General features: G+C 63.4%; 22 protein-coding genes and 4 tRNA genes. 22 read left to right on the forward strand and 4 right to left on the reverse strand.

The genetic code is table 11. The features are described 5' to 3' along the window. Nucleotides 1–33 precede the first annotated feature (33 nt). From FW789_RS01390 to FW789_RS01450, 13 genes are all read left to right on the forward strand, one after another. A complete protein-coding gene (locus FW789_RS01390) occupies nucleotides 34–654 on the forward strand; it encodes a phosphoribosylanthranilate isomerase (protein ID WP_103438100.1) in 621 nt (206 codons plus the stop codon). Between the two features lie 238 nt (nucleotides 655–892). Continuing rightward, nucleotides 893–1,792, forward strand: a complete 900-nt coding sequence (gene accD, locus FW789_RS01395) for an acetyl-CoA carboxylase, carboxyltransferase subunit beta (protein WP_103438099.1) — start codon at nucleotides 893–895, stop codon at nucleotides 1,790–1,792. Next, the gene (gene folC / locus FW789_RS01400) at nucleotides 1,792–3,099 is read left to right on the forward strand and encodes a bifunctional tetrahydrofolate synthase/dihydrofolate synthase (protein WP_446430794.1); all 1,308 of its coding nucleotides are present in this window, start codon (nucleotides 1,792–1,794) and stop codon (nucleotides 3,097–3,099) included. The genes accD and folC overlap by 1 nt, the downstream gene beginning before the upstream one ends. After that, the gene (locus tag FW789_RS01405; protein WP_103438097.1) at nucleotides 3,083–3,733 is read left to right on the forward strand and encodes an SPOR domain-containing protein; all 651 of its coding nucleotides are present in this window, start codon (nucleotides 3,083–3,085) and stop codon (nucleotides 3,731–3,733) included. Before folC ends, FW789_RS01405 begins: the two co-directional genes overlap by 17 nt. A 120-nt stretch (nucleotides 3,734–3,853) precedes the next feature. Next, nucleotides 3,854–4,408, forward strand: coding sequence for a CvpA family protein (locus FW789_RS01410; protein WP_101321407.1), 555 nt, complete (start codon nucleotides 3,854–3,856; stop codon nucleotides 4,406–4,408). A gap of 42 nt (nucleotides 4,409–4,450) precedes the next feature. Next, on the forward strand, nucleotides 4,451–5,956 hold the full coding sequence (gene purF, locus FW789_RS01415) for an amidophosphoribosyltransferase (protein WP_101321405.1): 1,506 nt from the start codon (nucleotides 4,451–4,453) through the stop codon (nucleotides 5,954–5,956). A gap of 14 nt (nucleotides 5,957–5,970) precedes the next feature. Further along, nucleotides 5,971–7,182 carry an O-succinylhomoserine sulfhydrylase gene (locus tag FW789_RS01420; RefSeq protein WP_446430795.1) on the forward strand — a complete coding sequence of 404 codons (1,212 nt, stop codon included), beginning with the start codon at nucleotides 5,971–5,973 and terminating at the stop codon, nucleotides 7,180–7,182. Further along, nucleotides 7,179–7,952: an SDR family oxidoreductase gene (locus FW789_RS01425; RefSeq protein WP_340613199.1), complete on the forward strand. Its 774-nt coding sequence runs from the start codon at nucleotides 7,179–7,181 to the stop codon at nucleotides 7,950–7,952. The genes FW789_RS01420 and FW789_RS01425 overlap by 4 nt, the downstream gene beginning before the upstream one ends. 137 nt (nucleotides 7,953–8,089) lie before the next feature. After that, a tRNA-Val gene (locus FW789_RS01430) sits at nucleotides 8,090–8,165 on the forward strand. A gap of 78 nt (nucleotides 8,166–8,243) precedes the next feature. Beyond that, a tRNA-Asp gene (locus tag FW789_RS01435) sits at nucleotides 8,244–8,320 on the forward strand. A 97-nt stretch (nucleotides 8,321–8,417) separates the two neighbouring features. Continuing rightward, a tRNA-Asp gene (locus FW789_RS01440) sits at nucleotides 8,418–8,494 on the forward strand. A 141-nt stretch (nucleotides 8,495–8,635) separates the two neighbouring features. Further along, nucleotides 8,636–8,712, forward strand: a tRNA-Asp gene (locus FW789_RS01445). Nucleotides 8,713–8,902: 190 nt separating this feature from the next. Further along, a complete protein-coding gene (locus FW789_RS01450) occupies nucleotides 8,903–9,754 on the forward strand; it encodes a DUF2242 domain-containing protein (protein WP_103438827.1) in 852 nt (283 codons plus the stop codon). A gap of 252 nt (nucleotides 9,755–10,006) precedes the next feature. Here FW789_RS01450 and FW789_RS01455 read toward each other — a convergent pair whose 3' ends face one another. Together FW789_RS01455 and FW789_RS01460 are read right to left on the reverse strand one after the other, a co-directional pair. Then, complete coding sequence (locus FW789_RS01455) at nucleotides 10,007–11,047, reverse strand: AraC family transcriptional regulator (protein ID WP_103438094.1); 1,041 nt, start codon at nucleotides 11,045–11,047, stop codon at nucleotides 10,007–10,009. Nucleotides 11,048–11,051: 4 nt separating this feature from the next. Then, a complete protein-coding gene (locus tag FW789_RS01460) occupies nucleotides 11,052–12,185 on the reverse strand; it encodes a nitrilase-related carbon-nitrogen hydrolase (protein WP_446430796.1) in 1,134 nt (377 codons plus the stop codon). Between the two features lie 191 nt (nucleotides 12,186–12,376). On the opposite strand from FW789_RS01460, the gene FW789_RS01465 reads away from it, so the two are divergent. After that, nucleotides 12,377–14,404, forward strand: a complete 2,028-nt coding sequence (locus FW789_RS01465; protein ID WP_103438093.1) for an oxidoreductase — start codon at nucleotides 12,377–12,379, stop codon at nucleotides 14,402–14,404. A 54-nt stretch (nucleotides 14,405–14,458) separates the two neighbouring features. Continuing rightward, on the forward strand, nucleotides 14,459–15,358 hold the full coding sequence (locus FW789_RS01470; protein ID WP_446430797.1) for a 1-aminocyclopropane-1-carboxylate deaminase/D-cysteine desulfhydrase: 900 nt from the start codon (nucleotides 14,459–14,461) through the stop codon (nucleotides 15,356–15,358). On the opposite strand, the gene FW789_RS01475 is transcribed toward FW789_RS01470, so the two are convergent. Further along, the gene (locus tag FW789_RS01475; RefSeq protein WP_103438091.1) at nucleotides 15,349–15,894 is read right to left on the reverse strand and encodes a cytochrome b; all 546 of its coding nucleotides are present in this window, start codon (nucleotides 15,892–15,894) and stop codon (nucleotides 15,349–15,351) included. The two genes, FW789_RS01470 and FW789_RS01475, sit on opposite strands and share 10 nt — an antisense overlap. Nucleotides 15,895–16,041: 147 nt before the next feature. Beyond that, on the reverse strand, nucleotides 16,042–17,031 hold the full coding sequence (locus FW789_RS01480; RefSeq protein ID WP_340611972.1) for a DUF1853 family protein: 990 nt from the start codon (nucleotides 17,029–17,031) through the stop codon (nucleotides 16,042–16,044). Nucleotides 17,032–17,087: 56 nt separating this feature from the next. Here FW789_RS01480 and FW789_RS01485 point away from each other — a divergent pair, with 56 nt between their 5' ends. From FW789_RS01485 to FW789_RS01515, 7 genes are all read left to right on the forward strand, one after another. Continuing rightward, a complete protein-coding gene (locus tag FW789_RS01485) occupies nucleotides 17,088–17,978 on the forward strand; it encodes an NAD(+) kinase (protein ID WP_101321383.1) in 891 nt (296 codons plus the stop codon). After that, complete coding sequence (locus FW789_RS01490; RefSeq protein ID WP_103438089.1) at nucleotides 17,978–18,949, forward strand: metallophosphoesterase; 972 nt, start codon at nucleotides 17,978–17,980, stop codon at nucleotides 18,947–18,949. Before FW789_RS01485 ends, FW789_RS01490 begins: the two co-directional genes overlap by 1 nt. Further along, complete coding sequence (locus tag FW789_RS01495; protein WP_103438088.1) at nucleotides 18,946–19,818, forward strand: rhomboid family intramembrane serine protease; 873 nt, start codon at nucleotides 18,946–18,948, stop codon at nucleotides 19,816–19,818. Before FW789_RS01490 ends, FW789_RS01495 begins: the two co-directional genes overlap by 4 nt. A gap of 13 nt (nucleotides 19,819–19,831) precedes the next feature. Then, nucleotides 19,832–20,092 (forward strand): YeaC family protein, encoded by a 261-nt coding sequence (locus FW789_RS01500; protein WP_101321377.1) that lies wholly within the window; start codon nucleotides 19,832–19,834, stop codon nucleotides 20,090–20,092. Beyond that, complete coding sequence (locus tag FW789_RS01505; protein WP_103438087.1) at nucleotides 20,089–20,919, forward strand: DUF2797 domain-containing protein; 831 nt, start codon at nucleotides 20,089–20,091, stop codon at nucleotides 20,917–20,919. The genes FW789_RS01500 and FW789_RS01505 overlap by 4 nt, the downstream gene beginning before the upstream one ends. Nucleotides 20,920–20,931: 12 nt before the next feature. After that, the gene (gene pepN / locus FW789_RS01510; RefSeq protein WP_446430798.1) at nucleotides 20,932–23,589 is read left to right on the forward strand and encodes an aminopeptidase N; all 2,658 of its coding nucleotides are present in this window, start codon (nucleotides 20,932–20,934) and stop codon (nucleotides 23,587–23,589) included. Between the two features lie 240 nt (nucleotides 23,590–23,829). After that, entirely contained in the window at nucleotides 23,830–24,840 is a 1,011-nt protein-coding gene (locus FW789_RS01515; protein ID WP_103438085.1) for a WD40/YVTN/BNR-like repeat-containing protein, read from the forward strand. Nucleotides 24,841–24,857: the final 17 nt, after the last annotated feature.

The raw sequence follows: 24,857 nt of genomic DNA on the forward strand, positions 1-24,857 counted from the left end.
CGCCCCTTACCGATTACAGAGGGTTCGCCGTCCATGAGCAGCGTGCGCAGCAAAATCTGCGGGATTACCCGCATCGAGGATGCCCTGGCTGCCGCCGACGCAGGCGCCGATGCCATTGGTCTGGTGTTCTACGCCAAGAGCCCGCGCGCGGTCGACGTGCACCAGGCGCGGGCGATCATCGCCGCGCTGCCGCCGTTCGTGACCACGGTCGGCTTGTTCGTCAATGCCTCACGCTGCGAACTCAACGAGATCCTCGAGGCGGTGCCGTTGGACCTGCTACAGTTCCACGGCGACGAAACCCCGAGCGACTGTGTGGGCTTCAACCGGCCATATATCAAGGCCCTGAGGGTGCGCCCTGGGGATGATCTGGAGGCGGCTTGCCAGCACTACGCGGGCGCCAGCGGAATTCTGCTGGATACGTTCGTCGCCGGCGTGCCTGGTGGCACCGGTGAGGCGTTCGACTGGTCGTTGGTGCCGGCGCGGTTAAGCAAGCCGATCATCCTTGCCGGCGGCCTGAGCGCAGACAACGTCGCCCAGGCGATCGCCCAGGTGCAGCCGTATGCGGTGGATGTCAGCGGCGGCGTCGAGCAGGCCAAGGGCATCAAGGACGCGGCCAGGATCGAAGCGTTCATGCGCGCAGTGCGCCAGGCATGAGTGCAGATGTGACGGCTGGCCGCGCGCCATCGTCCATAGCTTTCGCAGCCTGGTGCTGCCCGGCGCGCGCTGTGGCGCAGTCGAACATATTGAACACGGCCCGGTCGTCCGGCCGGCACCGCACTACCGCGGGCCACGGAACCGAGCTGGTAGCGAATCATTTGAAAAAATTGAGCTCAAGGGCAGGGCTTGGCCGGCGTGACCGGTCCCCGTCCGTCAAATACTGGAGAGACGAAGCATGAGCAACTGGTTAGTCGACAAACTGATCCCTTCGATCATGCGTTCCGAGGTGAAGAAAAGCTCGGTGCCTGAAGGCCTTTGGCACAAGTGCCCGGCCTGCGAGAACGTGCTGTATCGCCCGGAGCTGGAAAAGACTCTCGACGTCTGCCCCAAGTGCAACCACCACATGCGTATCGGTGCCCGTGCGCGCATCGACATCTTCCTCGACGCCGAAGGCCGTGCCGAGCTGGGTGCCGATCTGGAACCGGTCGACCGCCTCAAGTTCCGCGATGGCAAGAAGTACAAGGACCGTCTGGTCGGCGCGCAGAAGCAGACCGGCGAGAAAGACGCCCTGATCTCCATGAGCGGCACCCTGATGGGCATGCCGGTCGTGGTCAGCGCCTTCGAATTCTCGTTCATGGGTGGCTCGATGGGGGCCGTGGTCGGTGAGCGCTTCGTGCGTGCTGCCAACTATGCCCTGGAACATCGCTGCCCGATGATCTGCTTCTCCGCTTCCGGCGGTGCGCGCATGCAGGAAGCGCTGATCTCGCTGATGCAGATGGCCAAGACCTCGGCAGTGCTGGCGCGTCTGCGTGAAGAAGGCATCCCGTTCATTTCGGTGCTGACCGACCCGGTTTATGGCGGCGTTTCTGCTTCGCTGGCTATGCTCGGCGACGTGATCGTTGGCGAGCCCAAGGCGCTGATCGGCTTCGCCGGTCCGCGCGTAATCGAGCAGACCGTTCGCGAGAAGCTGCCAGAAGGCTTCCAGCGCAGCGAGTTCCTGCTGGAGCACGGTGCCATCGACCTGATCATCTCGCGTCCTGATCTGCGTCCACGTCTGGCCCGTCTGCTGGCGCAGATGACCGGTCAGCCAACGCCTGCCCAGGCCCTGGTGCAGGAAGTGGCGGCCGTCGCCTGATGAGCCAGCGTACCCTCGGCGAATGGCTCGCCTATCTCGAGCAGTTGCACCCTTCAGCCATCGACATGGGCCTGGAGCGTTCGCAACAGGTGGCGCAGCGGCTCGGGCTGGGCAAGCTGGCGCCGCGGGTAGTGACGGTTACCGGCACCAACGGCAAGGGCTCGACCTGTGCCTTTGTCGCAGCGTTGCTCAAGGCCCAGGGCCTGCGCGTTGGCGTGTACAGCTCGCCGCACCTGCTGCGCTACAACGAGCGGGTGCGCATCGATGGCGTCGATGCCAGCGATGAGCGCCTGTGCGAGGCGTTTGTCGCCGTCGAGGCTGCACGCGGTGACACCTCATTGACCTATTTCGAGATGGGCACCCTGGCGGCGTTCTGGCTGTTCGAGCAGTCGGCGCTGGATGCCGTGGTGCTCGAAGTCGGCCTCGGTGGACGGCTGGATACCGTCAATCTTGTCGATGCCGATCTGGCGCTGGTCACCAGTATCGGCGTCGATCACGTCGAATACCTGGGCGACACGCGTGAGGCGGTGGCGTTCGAGAAGGCGGGTATCTTCCGTCCGGGCAAACCGGCCCTGTGTGGTGATCTCGAGCCGCCGCAGCCGTTGCTGGATAAAGCCCGCGAGCTGGGCTGCCCGTTGTTCCTGCGCAGCCGCGATTTTGACCTGAGCCTGGGTGCCGATAGCTGGCACTGGCGGGGTCGGACCCTGGATGGCGCGGCGGTCGAGCTGCATGACCTGCCGTTGCTCGATCTGCCTATGGAAAACGCCGCGCTCGCGTTGCAGGCCTATCTGCTGATGGGGCTGGAGTGGGACGCGGCGCAGGTACGTCAGGCACTGCTGGACACGCGCATGAGCGGTCGCCTCGACCGGCGTTCGCTGACCTGGCAGGGTACAGCTGTCGAGGTCCTGCTGGATGTCGGCCACAACCCGCATGCGGCCGAGTACCTGGCACGACGGCTGGCTGCCAGGCCACCACTGGGCAAACGCCTGGCGGTGTTCGGCCTGCTCGCAGACAAGGACCTCGACGGCGTGCTCGCGCCGCTGCAGGGGCTGTTCGACAGCTGGGCCGTGGCGCCGCTCGACACCCCGCGCAGTCGCCCGGCTGGCGAGCTCGCGCAGGCCTTGACGAACCTTGGCCAGTCGGTGAAGTCTTACCCCAGCGTCGAGGCCGCTTTGCAGGGCCAGTGCGCACACGCGACCGGCGATGATCAGATCGTGCTGTTCGGTTCGTTTTTCTGTGTTGCCCAGGCCTTGCAATGGCTTGCGCAGCAGGCTCCTGAGGGCGGAGTAAATGGCAGTGCTGGATAAGGGAATGAAACAGCGCATGGTCGGTGCGTTGGTGCTGGTTGCACTGGCGGTGATCTTCTTGCCGATGCTGTTCACCCGCGAAGACGAGATGCGCCAGGTCCGGGTCGATGCGCCCGAGGCCCCGGCTATGCCGAGCTTGCCGCAGGTGCAGGTCGAGACGATCCAGGTGCCCGAGCAGCAGCCGATTGTCGAGCAGCCACCGGTGGTGGTCGATGAGTCGACCGCGCCACCGTCCACGCCGAGTCAGCCGATCAGTGCTGCACCGTCGCCAGCGCCGGTAACTGCGCCAGCGCCTGCGCCGAAGGTCGAGAATCGTGCGCCGGTCACCGCGCCAGCCACCGCCAGCGTCGCCGCCACCAAGCCTGCCGCCGCCTCCAAGATCGACACCAACGGTCTGCCAGTCAGTTGGTCGATCCAGTTGGCCAGTCTGTCCAACCGGGCCGGTGCCGACAACTTGCAAAAGACCCTGCGCAGCCAGGGTTACAACGCCTACATCCGCTCAGCCGATGGCATGAACCGAGTCTACGTGGGGCCGTTGATCGAGCGCGCCGAGGCCGAGCGCCTGCGTGATGTGATCAACCGCCAGCAGAAGCTCAAGGGCTTTGTCACCCGCTTCCAGCCCGAGCGCAACTGAGTCCGGAATGTCGCTTTGCCAGCGTCGCCAGCGCTGGTGAAGCAACACCCTGACATTCCGCTTACTCCCAGCCCGTTGCTCTGGTAAAATGCGCCGCCTCAAACGTATGCAGGCGGCACCGTGGCATTTACCTGGGTTGATTGGGCGATCATCGCTGTTATCGCCGTCTCCACATTGATCAGTTTGACACGCGGCTTCGTCAAGGAGGCCCTGTCGCTGGTCATCTGGATTACCGCAGGTGCGGTTGCCTGGATGTTCGGCGGCTCGTTGGCGCAGTACCTGGAAAGCTACATCCAGACGCCTTCGGCACGGGTCATCGCCGGCTGTACCATTCTTTTTGTCGCCACGCTGATTGTCGGGGCGATGCTCAATTTCCTGATAGGCGAGCTGATCCGCGTGACCGGGCTGTCCGGCACCGATCGCTTTCTGGGCATGGCCTTCGGCGCCGCCCGTGGAGCCCTTTTGGTTGTCGTGGCAGTCGGTCTGCTCAGCCTTGGCCCTGTACAACAGGACCCATGGTGGCAAGAGTCGCGCCTGATACCTCAATTTCTATTGGTCGCTGACTGGTCGAAAAACCTTATCCTGGGTTTCACCAGCCAGTGGATGTCCAGTGGGATCAGCGCACCTGCTGATCTTCCGTTCAAGGAACAGTTGCTGGGGCCATCGCGGCCTTGAGCGCTATTCACTCAAGTTTCATCAAAGTAGGGGTTGCGTCGCATGTGTGGCATCACCGGTATTGTCGGTAAGTCGAACGTCAATCAGGCGCTGTATGATGCGCTTACGGTCCTCCAGCACCGCGGCCAGGATGCTGCCGGTATCGTCACCAGCCATGACGGCCGGTTATTTCTGCGCAAGGACAATGGCCTGGTGCGCGACGTGTTCCAGCAGCGGCACATGCAGCGCCTGGTCGGCCACATGGGGATTGGCCACGTGCGCTACCCGACTGCGGGCAGCTCGACCTCGGCCGAGGCCCAGCCGTTCTACGTCAACTCGCCGTACGGCATCACCTTGGCCCACAACGGCAACTTGACCAATGTCGAGCAGCTGGCCAAGGAGATCTACGAGTCCGATCTGCGCCACGTCAACACCAACTCCGATTCGGAAGTGCTGCTCAACGTATTCGCCCACGAGCTGGCCGTGCGCGGCAAGCTGCAGCCTACCGAAGAAGACGTGTTCGCGGCGGTCTCCCACGTGCACAGCCGTTGTGTTGGTGGTTACGCGGTAGTAGCGATGATCACCGGCTATGGCATCGTCGGCTTCCGTGACCCCAACGGTATTCGCCCGGTGGTGTTCGGCCAGCGTCACACCGACGAGGGCGTGGAGTACATGATCGCCTCCGAAAGCGTCGCTCTCGATGTGCTCGGCTTTACCCTGATCCGTGACCTGGCACCGGGCGAAGCGGTGTACATCACCGAGGAAGGCCAGCTGCACACCAAGCAGTGCGCGCATAACCCAATGCTCAAGCCGTGCATCTTCGAGCACGTCTACCTGGCGCGTCCTGACTCGATCATGGATGGCGTCTCGGTGTACAAGGCGCGGCTGCGCATGGGCGAGAAACTCGCCGACAAGATCATGCGCGAGCGTCCTGAGCATGACATCGACGTGGTTATCCCGATTCCGGACACCAGCCGTACCGCGGCGCTGGAGCTGGCCAACCGTCTGGGCGTGAAGTTCCGCGAAGGCTTCGTCAAGAACCGCTACATCGGCCGTACCTTCATCATGCCCGGCCAGGCCGCCCGCAAGAAGTCGGTGCGCCAGAAGCTCAACGCCATCGAGCTGGAATTCCGCGGCAAGAACGTGATGCTCGTCGACGACTCGATCGTGCGCGGCACCACCTGCAAGCAGATCATCCAGATGGCCCGCGAGGCCGGCGCAAAAAACGTCTACTTCTGTTCCGCTGCCCCGGCAGTGCGTTACCCCAACGTCTACGGCATCGACATGCCGAGTGTCCACGAACTGATCGCCCACAACCGTACCACCGATCAGGTGGCCGAGTTGATCGGCGCCGACTGGCTGATCTATCAGGACTTGCCAGACCTGATCGATTCGGTCGGTGGCGGCAAGATCAAGATCGAGCATTTCGACTGCGCAGTGTTCGACGGTGAATACGTCACCGGCGACATCGACGACGCCTACCTGGACCGTATCGAGCAAAATCGCAACGATGCGGCGAAGGTCAAGACTCAGGCTGTCAGCGCGATCATCGACCTCTACAACAACTGATTGGGAGTGATGGCATGACGGATCAATGGGATGCCGGGCGACTGGACAGCGACCTCGAGGGTGTCGCTTTCGACACACTGGCGGTGCGCGCCGGTCAACACCGCACGCCGGAGGCTGAGCACAGCGACGCGCTGTTCTTCACCTCCAGCTACGTGTTCCGCACGGCTGCCGATGCAGCTGCGCGGTTTGCCGGTGAAACACCGGGCAACGTCTATTCGCGCTATACCAACCCGACCGTACGCGCCTTTGAAGAGCGCCTGGCGGCCCTGGAAGGCGCCGAACAGGCAGTTGGCACCTCTACCGGCATGTCGGCGATCCTGTCGACGGTGATGGCGCTGTGCAGCGCCGGTGATCATGTGCTGGTCTCGCAAAGCGTGTTCGGCTCGACCATCAGCCTGTTCGAGAAGTACTTCAAGCGCTTTGGCGTCGAGGTGGACTACGTGCCACTGGCCGAACTCAGCGGTTGGCAGCAGGGCATCAAGGCCAACACCAAACTGCTGTTCGTCGAGTCGCCGTCCAACCCGCTGGCCGAACTGGTCGATATCGCCGCGCTGGCCGAGATCGCCCATGCCCGCGGCGCGCTGCTGGTGGTCGATAACTGCTTCAGCACTCCAGCGCTGCAGCAACCGCTGAAGCTGGGTGCCGACATCGTCGTGCATTCGGCAACCAAGTTCATCGATGGCCAAGGCCGTTGCATGGGCGGTGCGGTGGCCGGGCGTAGCGAGCAGATGAAGGAAGTGGTGGGCTTTCTGCGTACCGCAGGGCCTACCCTCAGCCCGTTCAACGCCTGGGTCTTCCTCAAAGGCCTGGAGACGCTGAAGCTGCGTATGCGCGCCCATTGCGAGAGTGCCAAGGCGCTGGCGCAGTGGCTTGAGCAGCAGGATGGGGTAGAGAAAGTCCACTACGCTGGCCTCGCCAGCCACCCGCAGCACGAACTGGCCAAACGGCAGATGAGTGACTTCGGTGCGGTGGTGAGCTTTGAGGTCAAAGGCGGCAAAGACGGCGCCTGGCGCTTCATTGATGCCACCCGTTTGCTCTCGATCACGGCCAACCTGGGTGACAGCAAGACCACCATCACCCACCCGGCGACCACTTCCCACGGCCGTCTGTCGCCGCAGGAGCGTGAGGCGGCGGGTATCCGTGACAGCCTGATCCGCATTGCGGTTGGCCTGGAAGACGTTGCTGACCTGCAAGCCGACCTGGCGCGTGGGCTGGCAGCGCTGTGATCGACTGGAAGGGCGGCGAGCCCGATCATAACGGTCGGGTCGCCCTGGTTACCGGTGCCGCCCGCGGCATCGGCCTGGGCATTGCCGCCTGGCTGATCTGCGAGGGCTGGCAAGTGGTCCTCAGCGACCTTGACCGCCCGCGTGGTGCCAAGGTGGCCAAAGCACTTGGCGACAATGCCTGGTTCATCACCATGGACGTTGCCGATGAAGCCCAGGTCAGTGCCGGGGTGTCCGAGGTGCTTGGCCAATTTGGCCGCCTCGATGCGCTGGTGTGCAACGCCGCCATCGCCAACCCGCACAACCATACCCTCGAAAGCCTGAGCCTGAGCCAGTGGAACCGGGTGCTGGCGGTCAATCTGAATGGCCCGATGCTGCTGGCCAAGCACTGTGCGCCGTATCTGCGTGCCCATGGCGGCGCCATCGTCAACTTGACCTCGACCCGTGCACGCCAATCCGAGCCTGATACCGAGGCTTATGCGGCGAGCAAGGGCGGGCTGCTGGCGCTGACCCATGCCTTGGCCATGAGCCTGGGCCCGGAGATTCGCGTCAATGCGGTGAGCCCGGGCTGGATCGACGCACGTGACCCGGTCCAGCGCAGGGCTGAGCCGTTGACCGATGCCGACCACGCCCAGCATCCGACCGGCAGGGTAGGGACAGTGGAAGACGTCGCGGCGCTGGTGGCATGGTTACTGTCGCGTCAGGCCGGGTTCGTTACCGGTCAGGAATTTGTAGTGGACGGCGGCATGAGCCGCAAGATGATCTATACCTGATCCGTTTTGCCCTTTTTGAAAAAAAATTCAATGGGGGTATTGACTTAGCATCGGTACCTGCGTAAATTTCGCGGCCTCAGCGAAGTAAACGTAACAAGCAAGGCTAGGTAAAACTAGGCAACACTTGAAGCGAATATGGGTGATTAGCTCAGCCGGGAGAGCATCTGCCTTACAAGCAGAGGGTCGGCGGTTCGATCCCGTCATCACCCACCACTTTCTGAGATGTTCCTGACTGGTCAGCTTCGCAAGAAGCAAATCGGTAGAGAGGAACAGGACGCAAGTCCACTATGCGCAGCGGTAGTTCAGTCGGTTAGAATACCGGCCTGTCACGCCGGGGGTCGCGGGTTCGAGTCCCGTCCGCTGCGCCACTTTTCTCCAGATGGGTGCTTGTCACCGGTCTGAGGTTCAAAGGCCAAGCCTTTGTGCCAGATCCCAGTTTCAATCGGGCGCAAGCCTGAACGATACGCAGCGGTAGTTCAGTCGGTTAGAATACCGGCCTGTCACGCCGGGGGTCGCGGGTTCGAGTCCCGTCCGCTGCGCCATCTTCGCCTCGAGGCCCTTTGAACGCCTCGAAGCAACGCAAAAGAAGCGATCACGTTATCGCTTTTTTTGTGCCTGAACCGCCAGCACAGGTTGCTGTAGGTCAGATCCCAGTTTCAAACAGGCGTAAGCCTGAATGATACGCAGCGGTAGTTCAGTCGGTTAGAATACCGGCCTGTCACGCCGGGGGTCGCGGGTTCGAGTCCCGTCCGCTGCGCCATCTTCGCTTCGAGGCCCCTTGAACGCCTTGAAGCACACAGAGAAAGCGACCTTCGGGTCGCTTTTTTTGTTTCTGCGGTAGAAACCGCTCCTACAGAATCCTTGCAGGACACCTTCTTCACAGATCAACGGTTTAAGTCAGCGGGCATGTGTTGCACAATAGGCGCCATTCGACCAATCCGGTATTCATGATGTCCAGATCATCCGTCTTCGGTGCGCTCGGGCTGGCCCTTGTGCTGGCGGGCGTATCCGGTTGCTCCTCGAAAAAACCTGCGGTCTACGAGCACGAGAACTTCGATGACTCGGGTACCTACTCGCGCAGCTTCCCGGTCAGTGACGCCGGCTCCTGCGAAGCGGCCCGGCGTGCGTTGCTCAGCCAGGGCTATATCATCACCAGCACGGGCGAGAACCAGATCGCCGGCAACAAGAGCTTTCAGCAGAACAGCGACAACCATTTGCAGATCAGCTTCAGCGTCACCTGTGCGCCCGACAGCAGCGATGACCAGCGTTCGACGATGTTCGCCAACGCCCTGCAGGATCGCTACGCACTGAAAAAGTCCAATACCTCGGCCAGCCTTGGTGTAGGGATTCTCGGTTCGGTGTCGATGCCAATCGGTTCGAGCGATGATTCGATGGTCAAGGTGGCCAGCGAAACCGTCACGGCGCCGCAGTTCTATGAGCGCTACTTCGCGCTGGTCGAGAGCTTCCTGCCCAAGCCCAAACCGAAGAAGGCGAAAAAGGCTGAAGCCAAGGTCGAGGCGCCGAAGGCTGAGCAGCCAGCGCCAGATCTGGGCCTGCCAGAGCAAGCGCCAGCGCCGGCCGCATTGGCTCCGGCTGCAGCGGTGGCGCCTGCAGCGGCCCCAGCGGCTCCCGAAGCACCTGTAGTCGCCCCAGCGGCCGTTGCTCCCGTCAGCGAGGCACCTGCCGCGCCGGTGGTAGACGACAGCCGCAGCTCGCAGCCGATCGCGCCACCCAACGAGGCTTCGCCGATCCAGGTGCAGCAGGAGGCTCCGGCCAGCGAGGCTGCTCCAGCCTCGATGTAAACGGCCTCTGCAAGGCCTCGATTGGCCTTGCAGTTTGTTGTTACAGCTTGCCCAGGGTAATCATTCGAACCCCTGCTACGTTTATCACTCATAAGCTTGTCATCAATGCGTCATGCGCCCGCTTTAGCGTGGCGACATGAGCCAACATCATGAGTGAAGAGGAAGCAGGGCGATGGACGACTATCAGGAAGAGCTGCTCGAATATCAGGCCTATGAACTGGACGCCCCCGAGCCAGACGACGCCACCGAGCTCTAACCGGTGCGCCGTTGATTACGCCGGAACTCCCCCGGTGTAAGCCCGGTCCAGCGCTTGAACGCCCGTTGAAAAGCTTCTGCTGAAGCAAACCCCAACAGATAGGCAATCTCGCCGAAGGCCAGCTCCGTGTCGCGGATGTAGGTCTCGGCCAGATCCTGGCGGGTGTCGTTGAGCAGGCTGCGAAAGCGCGTGCCTTCTTCGGCAAGCTTGCGGCGCAGGGTCCAGGTCGGCAATTGCAAATGGCGGGCGATTTCCTCCAGGTCAGGCTCGCGCCCGCCGTTAAGCAACGGTCCGAGCAGATGTGTGATGCGCTCGCCAAGGCTGCGTACACGGGTGTGCTGGGCGAGCTCCACTTCACATAGCTGGAGTAGATGCTGCCAGGTGCTGGGGCAGTGCTGCGGGTTGGCCTGCTCAAGCGTGGCCCGGCTCAGGCGCAGCTGATTACCTTCGGCCGCGAAGTGTATCGGCGTGGCACAAAGTGCCTGATAGCCCGCTGCGTAGCTTGGCGCTGCAAATTCGATCTCCATTCGCTCTGCCTGCACCGGCCGCCCCGCAAGCTGGCCTAACTGCGCAAGCCAGCCCGACAGCAGCGAGTCGACCACGAAGCGGTTGTAGTCGTTGTAGGGGCTGATCGAATAGAAGCGCAGCCAGGCGCCTTGTGTGTCTTCGACAAACACCGAGCTGCCACGGTAGTTGGCCGCATACAGCGGCTCGAAGCGCAGCAAGGTGCGGGCAGCTTCGCCGAGCGTCGGTGCTTGAGCTGCGGTGACTCCGGCCAAACCTGTCTGTGCCAGCCGGCTCAAGCTGCCCATGCGCAGGCCCAACGCCGGCTCGCCGCTGAGCTTGATTGCTGCATGGCCTAGGTGCATGTAGCGCGGTATCGACAAGCGCGCGCCGGGCTGGGCCAGGCGGCTGCTGGTCAGGCCGTAACGCTCGAGCAACGGCGTAGGATCATGCCCCAGCTGTTGCAGGGCCTCAGCCAGAGACTGGACGAACCCTACAGTCAATTCACCGAGGCGCACACGCGGCCTGGGCATGGCCTTACAACCACACGTTGAGCAGGCGGGCGCCATGCTGCGAGGTGCCGGCCAACTGGCCGCCAGCGTGGTTGGCAAAGCCTTGACCGTCAGCGCCAAGTTCCCAGAATTGGCCACGCATGAACACGCTGATGCTGGTCAGGCCGGGATTGGCGGCCAGGGTCAGTTGCCGCCAGGCCTGTTGTTCGCTGACTTGACCACGCTGCAGTGGCAGCTCGGCGGCGGCATCCTGATGGCGATTACCGCGCCAGGGTGCCTCCCAGCTGTGCTTGCCACTGAGAAATACCGGGTTGGCGATCAGCTGTGCGGACTGCTGCGCCAGCTGCTGATAATTTTCCGGGTACCAGCTGTCACTGCCGATCAACACGCCAAGACGTCCAGCGGGGGTCGAAACGACGTGCAGGGGCTGCTCGCGACCGTCCTGCCCGCGACCGTCCTGAATGTACCGGCGTACTTCGCTGTCGGCAAACTGCTGGCGTTGCGGCTGCCCCAGCACACTGCCGTCGCCGGCGAATACCAGGCTGCTGTTGAACAGTGGGCCGCTGCCGGCGTGCAGCACGCCGTTCTCCACATAGGGCGCGGGCAGGACAATCGAGCCGGCCACCAGAGTCACGCCAAATTCCTTCGCCAGGCCGCTGAACAGGGCCTGATAGTCGGCGGCCATCTGCGCCGCCTTCATGCGCAGATGCGCATCTGCGCGGCGGTCGTCGCCGGTCGCCCAGAGCATTGCCAGGCCGTAGCGCAGCGGGTTACTCAGCTCAAGCCATTGCTCGGCCTCGCGCCGCTGGGTCACTTGATACAGCTCGTTTTTTTCACCGCGCGCCCACAGCCAGGTACCGATGTGCTCAGGCAATACCACTACCGTGCGCGGATTCACCAGCCCCTGCTCGCGGGCCTGCTGCAGGTAGGCGGCAAGCTTGAGGCGCAGCCGTTGCAGGTTTTGATAGTCGCTGGGGTAGAGCAGCGGCTCGATGCCGAGCAGGTTGCCGCGCTCGCCAGGGCTACCCTGATTGAGCGCCAGCTCGATACGCAGGTCAGACAGGTAGTGGCCTTCAGGGCGCTGTTGCGTCCAGAAACCATAGCCACACAACGCGGCGATCATTACCAGCGCCAGGGCGCTTGCGAGAAGTTTACGCATGAACCGCTGCGGCACCATCGAATGTAAGGAGCCTTAGGGTAGACCTGCTGTGCAGCAGGATCAATAAGTTGTCAGTTTCGATCATTGAGCCGGTTCAAACGGCTGTTTAATGTCGATGGCAGATAACCGACGGGCCCCGCCTCGCAGCGAGGCGCCCGCATCCCGTGATTTTGCCCATGTGGAGTTGCTCCATGGCTTACCCGAACCTGCTGGCCCCGCTTGATCTTGGCTTCACCACTTTGCGCAACCGCACCCTTATGGGCTCCATGCACACCGGCCTGGAAGAGCGCCCAGGCGGCTTCGAGCGCATGGCAGTGTACTTCGCCGAGCGAGCACGCGGTGGTGTTGGCCTGATGGTCACGGGTGGCATTGCGCCAAACGATGAGGGTGGCGTGTACTCCGGCGCTGCCAAGCTGAGCACCGCTGAAGAAGCCGACCAGCACCGTATCGTCACCGAGGCGGTGCACGCCGCTGGGGGCAAGATCTGCCTGCAGATCCTCCACGCCGGCCGTTACGCCTACAGCCCACGCCAGGTGGCGCCGAGCGCGATTCAGGCGCCGATCAACCCGTTCAAGCCCAAGGAGCTGGACGAAGCCGGCATCGAGAAGCAGATCGCCGACTTCGTCAACTGTGCCGAACTGGCCCAGCGCGCGGGATATGACGGCGTCGAGATCATGGGATCGGAAGGCTACTTCATCAACCAGTTCCTCGCCGCTCACACCAACCACCGCACCGATCGCTGGGGTGGGAGCTACGCCAATCGCATGCGCCTGGCGGTCGAAATCGTCACCCGCGTGCGTGCGGCGGTGGGGCCGAACTTCATCATCATCTTCCGCCTGTCGATGCTCGACCTGATCGAAGGGGGCAGCGATTGGCAAGAGATCCTGCAACTGGCCAAGGCCATTGAGCAGGCCGGGGCAACGCTGATCAATACCGGCATCGGCTGGCACGAAGCGCGCATCCCGACCATCGCCACCAAAGTACCGCGGGCGGCCTTCAGCAAGGTCACGGCCAAGCTGCGTGGGCACGTCAACATCCCATTGATCACCACCAACCGCATCAACACACCCGAAGTTGCCGAGGCCGTGCTGGCTGCCGGCGATGCCGACATGGTGTCGATGGCCCGGCCATTTCTGGCCGATCCAGAGTTCGTCAACAAGGCCGCAGCCGATCAGGCTGAGCAGATCAATACCTGCATCGGCTGCAACCAGGCCTGCCTTGATCACACCTTTGGCGGCAAGTTGACCAGTTGCCTGGTCAATCCGCGCGCCTGCCATGAAACCGAACTGAATTATCTGCCGGTGACCCAGGCCAAGCGTATCGCGGTGGTGGGTGCTGGCCCGGCTGGCCTGGCTGCGGCGACCGTGGCCGGCGAGCGCGGCCATCAGGTAACCTTGTTTGACGCCGCTGGCGAGATCGGTGGCCAGTTCAACGTGGCCAAGCGCGTGCCGGGCAAGGAAGAGTTCTCCGAAACCCTACGCTATTTCCGTAACAAGCTGCAGCTCACGGGCGTGGACGTGCGCCTGAATAGCCGAGTCAGCGCCGAGCAGCTCATTGCCGGCGGTTATGACGAGATCATCCTGGCCACCGGTATTGTCCCGCGCAACCCGGCTATCCCCGGCATCGAGCACGCCAAGGTGCTGAATTATCTGGATGTACTGTTGCAGCGCAAGCCGGTCGGCCAGCGGGTTGCGGTGATCGGCGCGGGCGGCATCGGTTTCGATGTGTCCGAGTACCTGGTGCACCAGGGCGTCGCTACCAGCCTGGATCGCGATGCGTTCTGGAAAGAGTGGGGCATCGACACTGCGCTCGAAGCGCGTGGTGGCGTGGCCGGGATCAAGCCCGAGCCGCATGCGCCGGCGCGGCAGGTGTACCTTTTGCAGCGCAAGAAGACCAAGGTCGGCGACGGTCTGGGCAAGACTACCGGCTGGATTCACCGCACTGGCCTGAAAAACAAGCAGGTACAGATGCTCAACAGCGTCGAATACCTGCAGATCGACGACGCTGGTTTGCATGTACGCATCGCTGATGGCGAGCCACAGTTGCTGGCGGTGGACAACGTGGTGATCTGTGCAGGCCAGGATCCACTGCGCGAACTGCAGGACGGGCTGATCGCAGCGGGGCAGTCGGTGCACCTGATCGGCGGCGCCGATGTGGCCGCCGAGCTGGATGCCAAGCGCGCCATCAACCAAGGTTCGCGCTTGGCCGCCGAGCTGTAACGGCATGGGTTGGGGCTGCAGCGCGGCCCCGGCCCAAGCTGGTAGACTCGGCCGATGTCTGCCGAACTCTCCTGCCTGCCTCAGGCACCTCTACAACCGCTGTGCTTGCCCTGGACTCAGCGCGCTGAGGTCCAGCTCGCAGTGTTGCGCCTGGACCTGATCGACCCGCTGATCAGCGGCAACAAGTGGTTCAAGCTGCGCGACCATCTGGTCGAAGCCTGGCGGTGCAACGCGCCCGGCTTGATCAGCCTGGGCGGCAACCACTCCAACCATTTGCACGCGCTGGCCGCTGCCGGCAAACGGTTTGGCTTTGCCACCGCCGGCCTGCTGCGTGGCCATGCGCAGGACACCCCGACTGTGCGCGACCTGCAAGCCTTGGGCATGCAACTGCACTGGCTCGGCTATGGCGGCTACCGGGCGCGACATGAGCCGCAGTTCTGGGCTGAGTGGCAAGCCCGCTACCCCGGCTGGCAGTGCATCGCCGAGGGCGGTGGCGGCGTTGCCGGCGCCCTGGGTTGCCGATTGATCGTCGAGCAGGCACGCGAGCAGCTGCCGCAGCTGGGTTGGGATGACTACGATAGCTGGTGGCTGGCCGTCGGTACCGGCACCACCCTGGCGGGGCTGGTGCTCGCTGAAGCTGGTGCGCGCCCGGTGCATGGCGCTCTTGCAGTTCCAGCAGACCACGGCGTAGCGGCGACGGTTGCAGAGTTGGCAGGAGAGCAGGGCTACCAATTGCATGACGCTTGCCGTGGCGGCTTTGCGCGCCTGGATGATGAGCTGCTGGCGTTTATCGCCGACAGCGAACAGCACAGTGGCCTGCCGCTGGAGGCGGTGTACACCGGCAAGGCCCTGCTGGCGCTGCGCGATGAGGTCGAGGCGGGGCGCTTCAGGCCCGGCAGCCGCCTGCTGTTCGTGCACACAGGCGGGCTGCAGGGCCGACGCGGTTACTTGTAGGGCAGCATGCGCACCAGGGTGTTATCGCGCTTGATGTAGTGATGGTAAAGCCCGGCCAGTGCATGCAGGCCAATCAGCCAGTAGCCCCAGCCGCCAACCCGCTCATGCCAGCCTTTGATGAACTTGGCAAAGTCCGAATCAGGCCCGACCAGCGCGGGCAGCTCGAGGCCGTAGAACGGGATCGGCTTGTCGGCAGCGCTGAGGATCAGCCAGCCTGCCAGCGGCATGCCGATCATCAGCAGGTACAGCAGCAGGTGCACCAGGTGCGCCAGGCCAGTCTGCCAGGCCGGCGGCTTGGGCGTGATCGGCGGCGTCGGGTTGATCAGGCGCATGGCCAGGCGCAGCCACACCAGTACGAACACGGTCAGGCCGAACATGAAGTGCAGGTCTTTCATCAGGTTGCGTTCGGCGCTGTCCTTGGGGAACAGGCCGCGCAGTTCGATCAGGGCGTAGACGCTTGCCAGCAACACCAGCATCAGCCAGTGCAGGGCAATCGAGATCCGCGCGTAATGCGCCGGCGGGTTGGTTGGAACCATGGTCACTCCTCACTTATCAGGTCGAAAAGGCGCTCTTGCTGGCGCGTATCGCTAACTCTAATCAATGGCTGACAGATTTCTTTGCTACAGGTCGAAGGCTGCGCGGATATTTGCGTGAATCTGTCGAAAACCCTGGCGGCCTGTTGCTCAGGTCGGCAAGTGTGGCCAGCTGTCCGCCACCAGAAACAACCGCTGCTGTTCCTCCCAGCCGCCGTCTTCGGCCTGCGTCAACCTGACCAGCAATTGCGCGGGTGCCAACGGGTCCAGCTGCATCAGCCATTGCTCGAACTGCGCTGGCGTCCAGCATTCGCTGTCTGCAATACGCGCGGGTGCTAGCCATTGCTGGCGCGCCAGTATCTGCCAGCGGCCCTCTGCTGCGCTGCAGCGGTAGCCGAGCCAGTCGCGCCGATGCAGCCAGTCACCGCGTAAGTGCGCAGGTTCTGCGCCGGCTGGAGGATGGACTGCAAGCATGCCTGGGTAGAACAGATAGCCGCCCAGCCACAGGTGCGCCTGGGGCTGATCCAGGCCAAGCTCCGCAAGCAGCGCCTGGCTCTCTGGGCGAGCAGATATCGGCAGCTGATGACCGACAAGGTGTGCCAGTTTCAGGTCGAGCCGATCATGGCAACCAGGCCCCAGCCAGTGCATGGAGCCTGGGCCAGCGCCATTGGCCGGGCCGAGGTAGAGCTTGATCGCCAGTTCCAGATGATGCACACCGTCGCGGTCGCGCAGGAGGATATCCAGCTCGCCCAGCGTGCGGCCGCCTTCGCGGATCGGCAGATTGGCGCCGAGTAGTTCGACCCCGCTGGCGTGGTTCAAGGCGAACTGCCAGAGGGCCTCGTAATACAGGCCCAGGCGCCGGCTGGTCATCTTCGCCAGCCAATCGCGCAACGGTTGATCATCGCCATCCAGCGCCAGTAACCAGTCCTGCAGCTGCTGTGGGTCGGCAGCCCAGTCACTGGCGGTCAACGGGTGGCGCTGTGGTGCGGGCAAGTCGCGCATCAGCGGTGGTGACAGCAGCGCCCAGGCCAGATCGCGCACCGCAGGGCGGCGCAAACGGCGGGGCAGGTCGCGCAGCTCGGTGAAGGGCGTCATCCTGCGAGCATAGCCGGTTTGCCGCTGGACGGTCGTTTCGACCATAATCCGTCTATCGTTACCCGCTATCGTTACCCGCCGTACGGCCTTGCAGGAGCACCATGGAGCAATTTCGCAATATCGGTATCATCGGCCGCCTGGGCAGCTCACAGGTGCTCGACACCATTCGCCGACTGAAAACGTTCCTCCTCGATCGCCATATGCACGTGATCCTCGAGGACACGATTGCCGAAGTGCTGCCAGGGCATGGCCTGCAGACCTCGACCCGCAAGCTGCTCGGCGAGGTCTGTGACCTGGTCATCGTGGTCGGCGGCGATGGCAGCCTGCTCGGCGCCGCACGCGCACTGGCCCGGCACAATGTACCGGTGCTCGGTATCAACCGCGGCAACCTGGGCTTTCTCACCGACATCCGCCCGGATGAGCTCGAGGTCAAGGTCGCCGAAGTGCTCGACGGCCACTACCTGGTCGAAAACCGCTTCTTGCTGCAGGCCGAAGTGCGCCGTCACGGTGAAGCCATTGGCCAGGGCGACGCGCTCAACGACGTGGTCCTGCACCCGGGCAAGTCGACGCGGATGATCGAGTTCGAAATCTACATCGATGGCCAGTTCGTCTGCAGCCAGAAGGCCGACGGCCTGATCGTCGCCACCCCCACCGGCTCGACCGCCTATGCGCTGTCGGCCGGCGGGCCGATCATGCATCCCAAGCTCGACGCCATCGTCATCGTGCCGATGTACCCGCACACCCTGTCGGGCCGGCCGATCGTGGTCGATGGCAACAGCGAGCTGAAGATCGTCGTCTCGCAGGACCTGCAGATCTATCCGCAAGTGTCCTGTGACGGCCAGAACCACTTCACCTGCGCCCCCGGCGATACCATCACGGTGAGCAAAAAGCCGCAGAAACTGCGCCTGATCCACCCGCTCGATCACAACTATTACGAAGTCTGCCGCACCAAGCTCGGCTGGGGCAGCCGCCTGGGGGGTGGGGGCGACTGATGCTCGATCCGGCGCGCAGTTTCGATATCATCGGCGACGTGCACGGTTGTGCACATACCCTCGAACGCCTGCTCGATACCCTCGGCTACAAGCGCGTGGGCGGGGTCTGGCGGCATCCACGGCGCCAGGCACTGTTCCTCGGCGATATCGTCGATCGCGGCCCGCGTATTCGCGAGGCGCTGCATATCGTCCACGACATGGTCGTGGCCGGTCAGGCGTTCTGCATCATGGGTAACCATGAGTACAACGCCTTGGCCTGGGTCACGCCGGCGCTGCCCGGCAGTGGCAAGGCATTTGTCCGTGAGCACACGCCGCGTAACGCGCGTCTGATCGACGAAACCCTGACCCAGTTCGCCCAGCACCCGGGCGACTGGCACGACTTCCTGGCCTGGTTCTACGAGCTGCCGCTGTTTGTCGATGCCGGGCGCTTCCGGCTGGTGCACGCCTGCTGGGACCCGAGCCTGATCGAGCAGTTGCGCCCGCAGTACCCAAGCGGCTGCATCGACGAGCACTTCATTCAGGCCTCGGGTGTGTCCGGCAGCTTTGCCTCGACCGTGTGTAATCGGCTCCTGCGCGGCACCGACATGCGCCTGCCGGATGGCCTCACCCTGACCGGTGGCGATGGCCTGACGCGGGCGTTCTTCCGCACCAAGTTCTGGGAAGAAGACCCGCAGACCTACGGCGACATCGTGTTCCAGCCCGATGCCTTACCGGACGAGGTAGCCAGCGCGCCGCTCAGCCACACGCAGAAAAACGCCTTGCTGCGCTATGACGAAGCGCAACCGATGCTGTTCGTCGGCCATTACTGGCGCAGCGGTCGCCCGGCGCCGATCCGGCCAAATCTGGCCTGCCTGGATTACAGCGCCGTGCTCTACGGCAAACTGGCGGCCTATCGCCTGGATGACGAAACCGGCATCGACCCGCACAAGTTCGTCTGGGTCGATGTCGAGCGCCCACAGGACACTCAATGAATGTGATCGAAGTGCTGCGCCTGCCGTTGACCGTCGACCTCAGTGGTTTTGTCAGCCTGCTGCGCCGCCTGCAGGTGCCGCACCGGGTCAGCGAGGAGGGCGAAGAGCAGGTGCTGTGGGCGCCGCAGGCCTTGCTCGAGGATGTCCGCCAGCTGTATGAGCGCTACCCCGAAGGCAACGACCAGATCGAACTGCCGGCGGCTGCCCAGGCCAGCCTGCCCAGGCAACCGTCCCTGGCCCAGCAGGCCAGCGCGTGCAAGGTCACGGCTGGCGTACTGCTGCTGTGCGTGGTGGTCGCGGCAATCACCGGGCTGGGCGACAACCTGTCGACCCTAAGCTGGTTCACCTTTCTCGATTTTCGCGTGCAGGGTGAATATCTGTACTTCACCTCGCTGGCGCAAGGCCTGAGCGACGGTCAGTGGTGGCGCCTGATATCGCCAATGCTGCTGCACTTCGGCTTCCTCCACCTGGCCATGAATGGCATGTGGTACTGGGAGCTGGGCAAGCGCATCGAGCTGCGCCAGGGGCCATGGTTGCTGCTGTTGCTGACGCTGTTGTTCAGCTTGATCTCCAACCTGGCCCAGCACCTGGTCGGCGGCCCGAGCCTGTTCGGCGGGCTGTCCGGCGTGTTGTACGGCTTGCTCGGCTACGTCTGGCTGTACCAGTGGCTGGCACCCAACCCGCATTACCGCCTGCCCAAAGGCGTACTGGTGATGATGCTGATCTGGCTGGTGGTGTGCCTGACCGGCGTGGTCGGCCAGCTCGGCTTCGGCCAGATCGCCAATGCCGCGCATGTCGGTGGCCTGCTCATCGGATGCCTGACTGGGCTCTTGGGTGGAGCGCTGGCGCGGCGTAAACTGTCGGCTTGATTGAGGAGAGACAATGTCCACGTTCGCCCAAATGATTGAAAACATCACCCCCGAGATCTACCAGAGCCTCAAGCTTGCGGTCGAGCTGGGCAAATGGTCCGACGGGCGCAAGCTCACCGTCGAGCAGAAAGAGCTGTCGCTGCAGGCGGTCATCGCCTGGGAGCTGCAGAACCTGCCGGAAGACCAGCGTACCGGTTACATGGGCCCGCAAGAGTGCGCCTCGAAGTCGGCGCCCATCGCCAATATTCTGTTCAAGTCGGACTCGGTACATTGATCGAACTCGCTCGTGGCTCTTTGAGCAAGATGTCGGTGCAATTGCAGGCACCGGTTGTGCAATACAGCTTTCGCCTGGGTGATTCGCTGGTGCCGGTCAACCCGATGATCGGCAAGACCCTGCGCCTTGAATACCTCGGCGCCATCCACTGTAGCCACTGCGGCAAGCGCACCAAGACCAGTTACAGCCAGGGCTACTGCTACCCATGCATGACCAAGCTGGCCCAGTGCGACCTGTGCATCATGGCCCCGGAACGTTGCCACTACGACGCCGGCACCTGCCGCGAGCCGTCCTGGGGCGAGCAGTTCTGCATGACCGATCACGTGGTCTACCTGGCCAACTCGTCGGGGGTCAAGGTCGGTATCACCCGCGCTACCCAACTGCCAACCCGCTGGCTCGATCAGGGCGCCATCCAGGCCCTGCCGATCATGCGCGTTTCCACTCGGCAGCAGTCGGGCCTGGTCGAGGATGTACTGCGCAGCCAGGTGCCAGACCGCACCAACTGGCGCAACCTGCTCAAGGGCGATGCCGAGGTGCTCGACCTGGCGGCGATTCGCGAGCAGATCTTCGACGCCTGCGCTAACGGTATCCGCACCCTGCACGAACGATTTGGCCTTCAGGCAATCCAGCCGCTGCCCGATGCCGAAGTGGTCGAGATCCGTTACCCGGTCGAGGCCTATCCGAAAAAGATCGTCAGCCTCAACCTGGACAAGACCCCGGTCATCGAAGGCACTCTGCTCGGGATCAAGGGCCAGTACCTGATCTTCGATACCGGCGTGATCAATATTCGCAAGTACACGGCCTACCAGTTGGCCGTGCATCAGTAAAAGGACAGCCACATGCGCACCGAACAACCGCAAGTGATCTACCTCAAGGATTACCAGGCGCCCGAGTACCTGATCGACGAGACGCACCTGACCTTCGAGTTGTTCGAGGACCACAGCCTGGTCCATGCGCAACTGCTGATGCGCCGCAACCCGGCGCGTGGCGAAGGCTTGCCGCCGCTGGTGCTGAACGGTCAACAGCTGCAGCTGGTCAGTGTGCAACTGGATGACCAGGCCCTGAGCGAGGGCGATTACCAGCTAGATGACGACAGCCTGACCCTGCATCCGAAAGCGCAGACGTTCACCCTCGACACCACGGTGCAGATCCACCCCGAGAGCAACACGGCTCTGGAGGGCCTGTACAAGTCGGGCTCGATGTACTGCACCCAGTGCGAGGCCGAGGGCTTTCGCAAGATCACCTACTACCTCGACCGCCCGGATGTGATGAGCACGTTCACCACCACGGTGATCGCCGAGCAGCATCGCTATCCGATCCTGTTATCCAACGGCAACCCAATCGGCAGCGGCCCGGCTGACGACGGCCGCCACTGGGCAACCTGGGAAGACCCGTTCAAGAAGCCGGCCTACCTGTTCGCGCTGGTGGCGGGCGACCTCTGGTGCGTCGAAGACACCTTCACTCGCCAGTCCGGCCGTGACGTGGCGCTGCGCATCTATGTCGAGCCAGAAAACATCGACAAGTGCCAGCACGCGATGGTCAGCCTGAAGAAGTCGATGCGTTGGGACGAAGAAGTCTACGGCCGCGAGTACGACCTGGACATCTTCATGATCGTCGCGGTCAACGACTTCAACATGGGCGCCATGGAAAACAAAGGCCTCAACATCTTCAACTCCAGCTGTGTGCTGGCGCGTGCCGAAACGGCCACCGACGCCGCTCACCAGCGCGTCGAAGGGGTGGTCGCCCACGAGTACTTCCACAACTGGACCGGCAACCGCATCACCTGCCGCGACTGGTTCCAGCTGTCGCTCAAGGAAGGCTTCACGGTGTTCCGCGATGCCGAGTTCAGCGCCGACATGAACTCGCGCACGGTCAAGCGCATTGAGGACGTGGCCTACCTGCGCACCCATCAGTTTGCCGAAGACGCAGGCCCTATGGCCCACCCGGTGCGCCCGGACAGCTTCATTGAAATCTCCAACTTTTACACCCTGACCATCTACGAGAAGGGCGCAGAAGTGGTCGGCATGGTCCGCACCCTGCTCGGCGCCGAGGGCTTCCGCAAGGGCAGTGACCTGTACTTCGAGCGGCACGACGGCCAGGCCGTTACCTGCGATGACTTCATCAAGGCCATGGAAGACGCCAACGGCGTTGACCTGACCCAGTTCAAACGCTGGTACAGCCAGGCCGGCACGCCGCGCCTCGAGGTCAGCGAAGACTATGACAGCACAGCGCAGCGCTACAGCCTGACCTTCCGCCAGAGCTGCCCGCAGACGCCGGACAAGCGCGAGAAACTGCCGTTCGTGATTCCGGTCGCGCTGGGCCTGCTCGACGCCGACGGCAACGACCTGCCGCTGCGCCTGGACGGCGAAGCCAGCGCCCCGGGCAGCAGCCGCGTGCTGTCGCTGACCGAGGCTGAGCAGACCTTCATCTTCCTCGATATCGCCGCCAAGCCATTGCCGTCGCTGCTGCGCGGCTTCAGTGCGCCGGTCAAGTTGAGCTTCCCGTACAACCGCGACCAGCTGATGTTCCTCATGCAGCACGACAGCGACGGTTTCAATCGCTGGGAAGCCGGCCAGCAATTGTCGGTGCAAGTGCTGCAGGAGCTGATCGGCCAGCATCAGGCTGGCCAGCCGTTGAGCCTCGATCCGCGTTTGATCACGGCCCTGGCCACGGTCATCGGCAATGACGCGCTGGACCCGGCCATGGTCGCAGAAATGCTCTCGCTGCCAGGTGAGGCCTACCTGACCGAGATCAGCCAGGTGGCCGACGTCGACGCGATCCACGCGGCCCGCGAATTTGCCCGCAAGCAGATCGCCGAGCAGCTGTTCGACGCCTTGTGGTCGCGCTATCAGGCCAACCGTGAAGTGTCGCGGCGCACGCCATATGTGGCGGCTGCCGAGCACTTCGCCCGGCGCAGCCTGCAGAACATCGCCCTGTCGTACCTGATGCTCAGCGGCAAGCCGCAGGTGCTGGCGGCGACCCTTGAGCAGTTCAAGGACAGCGACAACATGACCGAGCGCCTGACCGCGCTGGCGGTGTTGGTCAACTCGCCGTTCGAGGCCGAGCGCGCCGAAGTGCTGCAAGCCTTCGCCGAGCACTTCAAGGACAACCCGCTGGTCATGGACCAGTGGTTCAGCGTGCAGGCAGCCAGCTCGTTGCCGGGCGGCCTGGCGCGGGTCAAGGCGCTGATGCAGCACCCGGCATTCACCTTGAAGAACCCGAACAAGGTGCGCGCACTGATCGGCGCGTTTGCCGGGCAGAACCTGGTCAACTTCCACGCGGCCGACGGTTCCGGCTATCGCTTCCTGGCGGATCTGGTCATCGAGCTTAATGCGCTCAACCCGCAGATCGCCTCGCGCCAGCTCGCGCCGCTGACCCGCTGGCGCAAGTACGATAGCGCGCGTCAGGCGCTGATGAAGGCCGAGCTGGAGCGGATTCTGGCGTCGGGCACCTTGTCCAGCGACGTCTATGAGGTGGTCAGCAAGAGCCTGGCATAAAGCTCAGACTTAACTCAGCGCGGGGCAAGTCTGCTGCGACGTTACCTTGACCCAAGGTAGCGTGGCAGCAGGCTTGCCCCGTGCCGTTTATGGCCGTTAACAAAACATAACGTCCCGCCAATTGTATTGCCGCAGAACTCCCCGCTAGGATGGCTCAAAGCTGTTGCAGGCCTTTGAATCAGGCTTCTTGCAGTGCCTGCACTGGATGACCCACCAAGAAAAATACAATAGGGGAAGGGCATGAGGGAACGGGTGATGGCGCACGCCAGGCCACTGGCCGCGGGCGCACTGTTGCTGCTGGGTATCTGGAGCGGCACTGTTGTCGCTGCCGCCGCCGAGGAGTACTCGACCGAATCGGCCAAGGCAGTCGACAACCTGCTGATCGACGCCGCGCACGCCGGCAAGCGCCTGGTGGTGGTTGGTGATCGTGGCCATATCCTGTTCTCCGACGACCAGGGCAAGACCTGGAGCCAGGCGCGCGTGCCGACCCGGCAACTGCTCACTGCGGTGTTCTTCATCGATGACAAGCGCGGCTGGGCAGTCGGTCACGACGCGCAGATCCTCGCCAGCAGCGATGGCGGCGCCACCTGGAGCAAGCAGTTCGAAGACCTCGCCCGCGAAGCGCCATTGCTCGACGTCAGCTTTGTCGATGCCCAGCATGGCTTTGTCGTCGGTGCCTACGGCGCGCTGCTCGAGACCACCGACGGCGGCCAGCATTGGCAGGACGTCGCCGAGCGCCTCGACAACCCCGATCAACTGCACCTAAATGGCATCGCCGCGATCAAGGACTCCGGCCTGTTCATCGTCGGCGAGCAGGGCAGCATGTTCCGCTCCGGCGATAACGGTGCCACTTGGTCGCGCGTCGAGGGCCCATACCAGGGCTCGTTGTTCGGCGTACTCGGCACTGCCCAGGCGCACACCTTGTTGGCCTACGGACTGCGGGGCAACCTCTACCGCTCCAGTGACTTCGGCGACAGCTGGCAGCAGATCGCCCTGACCGCCAGTCGCGGCTCGCTGCAGTTCGGCCTGGCCAGCGCGGCGCTGCTCGAGGACGGCAGTATCGTCCTGGTCGGCAACGGCGGCAGTGTGCTGCGCAGCCGTGACGATGGCTTGACCTTCAGCGTATTCAACCGCGCCGACCGCATCGCTCTGGCCGGCGTCACCAGCCTGGCCGACGGCGGCTTGCTGCTGGTCGGGCAGGGCGGCATCCACCTGGCCAACGGCCAAGGCGCCGAGGAGCAGCAACCATGACCGGCCCGGAGCGCTTC

This window comes from Pseudomonas sp. 1121_17, assembly GCF_052850745.1.

What these genes read in the sequence shown, in the direction of transcription:
- FW789_RS01390 (WP_103438100.1), top strand. Translation starts at nt 34, where the DNA reads ATGAGCAGCGTGCGCAGCAAAATCTGCGGGATTACCCGCATCGAGGAT.
- accD (WP_103438099.1), top strand. Translation starts at nt 893, where the DNA reads ATGAGCAACTGGTTAGTCGACAAACTGATCCCTTCGATCATGCGTTCC.
- folC (WP_446430794.1), top strand. Translation starts at nt 1,792, where the DNA reads ATGAGCCAGCGTACCCTCGGCGAATGGCTCGCCTATCTCGAGCAGTTG.
- FW789_RS01405 (WP_103438097.1), top strand. Translation starts at nt 3,083, where the DNA reads ATGGCAGTGCTGGATAAGGGAATGAAACAGCGCATGGTCGGTGCGTTG.
- purF (WP_101321405.1), top strand. Translation starts at nt 4,451, where the DNA reads ATGTGTGGCATCACCGGTATTGTCGGTAAGTCGAACGTCAATCAGGCG.
- FW789_RS01420 (WP_446430795.1), top strand. Translation starts at nt 5,971, where the DNA reads ATGACGGATCAATGGGATGCCGGGCGACTGGACAGCGACCTCGAGGGT.
- FW789_RS01450 (WP_103438827.1), top strand. Translation starts at nt 8,903, where the DNA reads ATGTCCAGATCATCCGTCTTCGGTGCGCTCGGGCTGGCCCTTGTGCTG.
- FW789_RS01455 (WP_103438094.1), bottom strand. Translation starts at nt 11,047, where the DNA reads ATGCCCAGGCCGCGTGTGCGCCTCGGTGAATTGACTGTAGGGTTCGTC.
- FW789_RS01460 (WP_446430796.1), bottom strand. Translation starts at nt 12,185, where the DNA reads ATGCGTAAACTTCTCGCAAGCGCCCTGGCGCTGGTAATGATCGCCGCG.
- FW789_RS01465 (WP_103438093.1), top strand. Translation starts at nt 12,377, where the DNA reads ATGGCTTACCCGAACCTGCTGGCCCCGCTTGATCTTGGCTTCACCACT.
- FW789_RS01470 (WP_446430797.1), top strand. Translation starts at nt 14,459, where the DNA reads ATGTCTGCCGAACTCTCCTGCCTGCCTCAGGCACCTCTACAACCGCTG.
- FW789_RS01475 (WP_103438091.1), bottom strand. Translation starts at nt 15,894, where the DNA reads ATGGTTCCAACCAACCCGCCGGCGCATTACGCGCGGATCTCGATTGCC.
- FW789_RS01480 (WP_340611972.1), bottom strand. Translation starts at nt 17,031, where the DNA reads ATGGTCGAAACGACCGTCCAGCGGCAAACCGGCTATGCTCGCAGGATG.
- FW789_RS01485 (WP_101321383.1), top strand. Translation starts at nt 17,088, where the DNA reads ATGGAGCAATTTCGCAATATCGGTATCATCGGCCGCCTGGGCAGCTCA.
- FW789_RS01490 (WP_103438089.1), top strand. Translation starts at nt 17,978, where the DNA reads ATGCTCGATCCGGCGCGCAGTTTCGATATCATCGGCGACGTGCACGGT.
- FW789_RS01495 (WP_103438088.1), top strand. Translation starts at nt 18,946, where the DNA reads ATGAATGTGATCGAAGTGCTGCGCCTGCCGTTGACCGTCGACCTCAGT.
- FW789_RS01500 (WP_101321377.1), top strand. Translation starts at nt 19,832, where the DNA reads ATGTCCACGTTCGCCCAAATGATTGAAAACATCACCCCCGAGATCTAC.
- pepN (WP_446430798.1), top strand. Translation starts at nt 20,932, where the DNA reads ATGCGCACCGAACAACCGCAAGTGATCTACCTCAAGGATTACCAGGCG.
- FW789_RS01515 (WP_103438085.1), top strand. Translation starts at nt 23,830, where the DNA reads ATGAGGGAACGGGTGATGGCGCACGCCAGGCCACTGGCCGCGGGCGCA.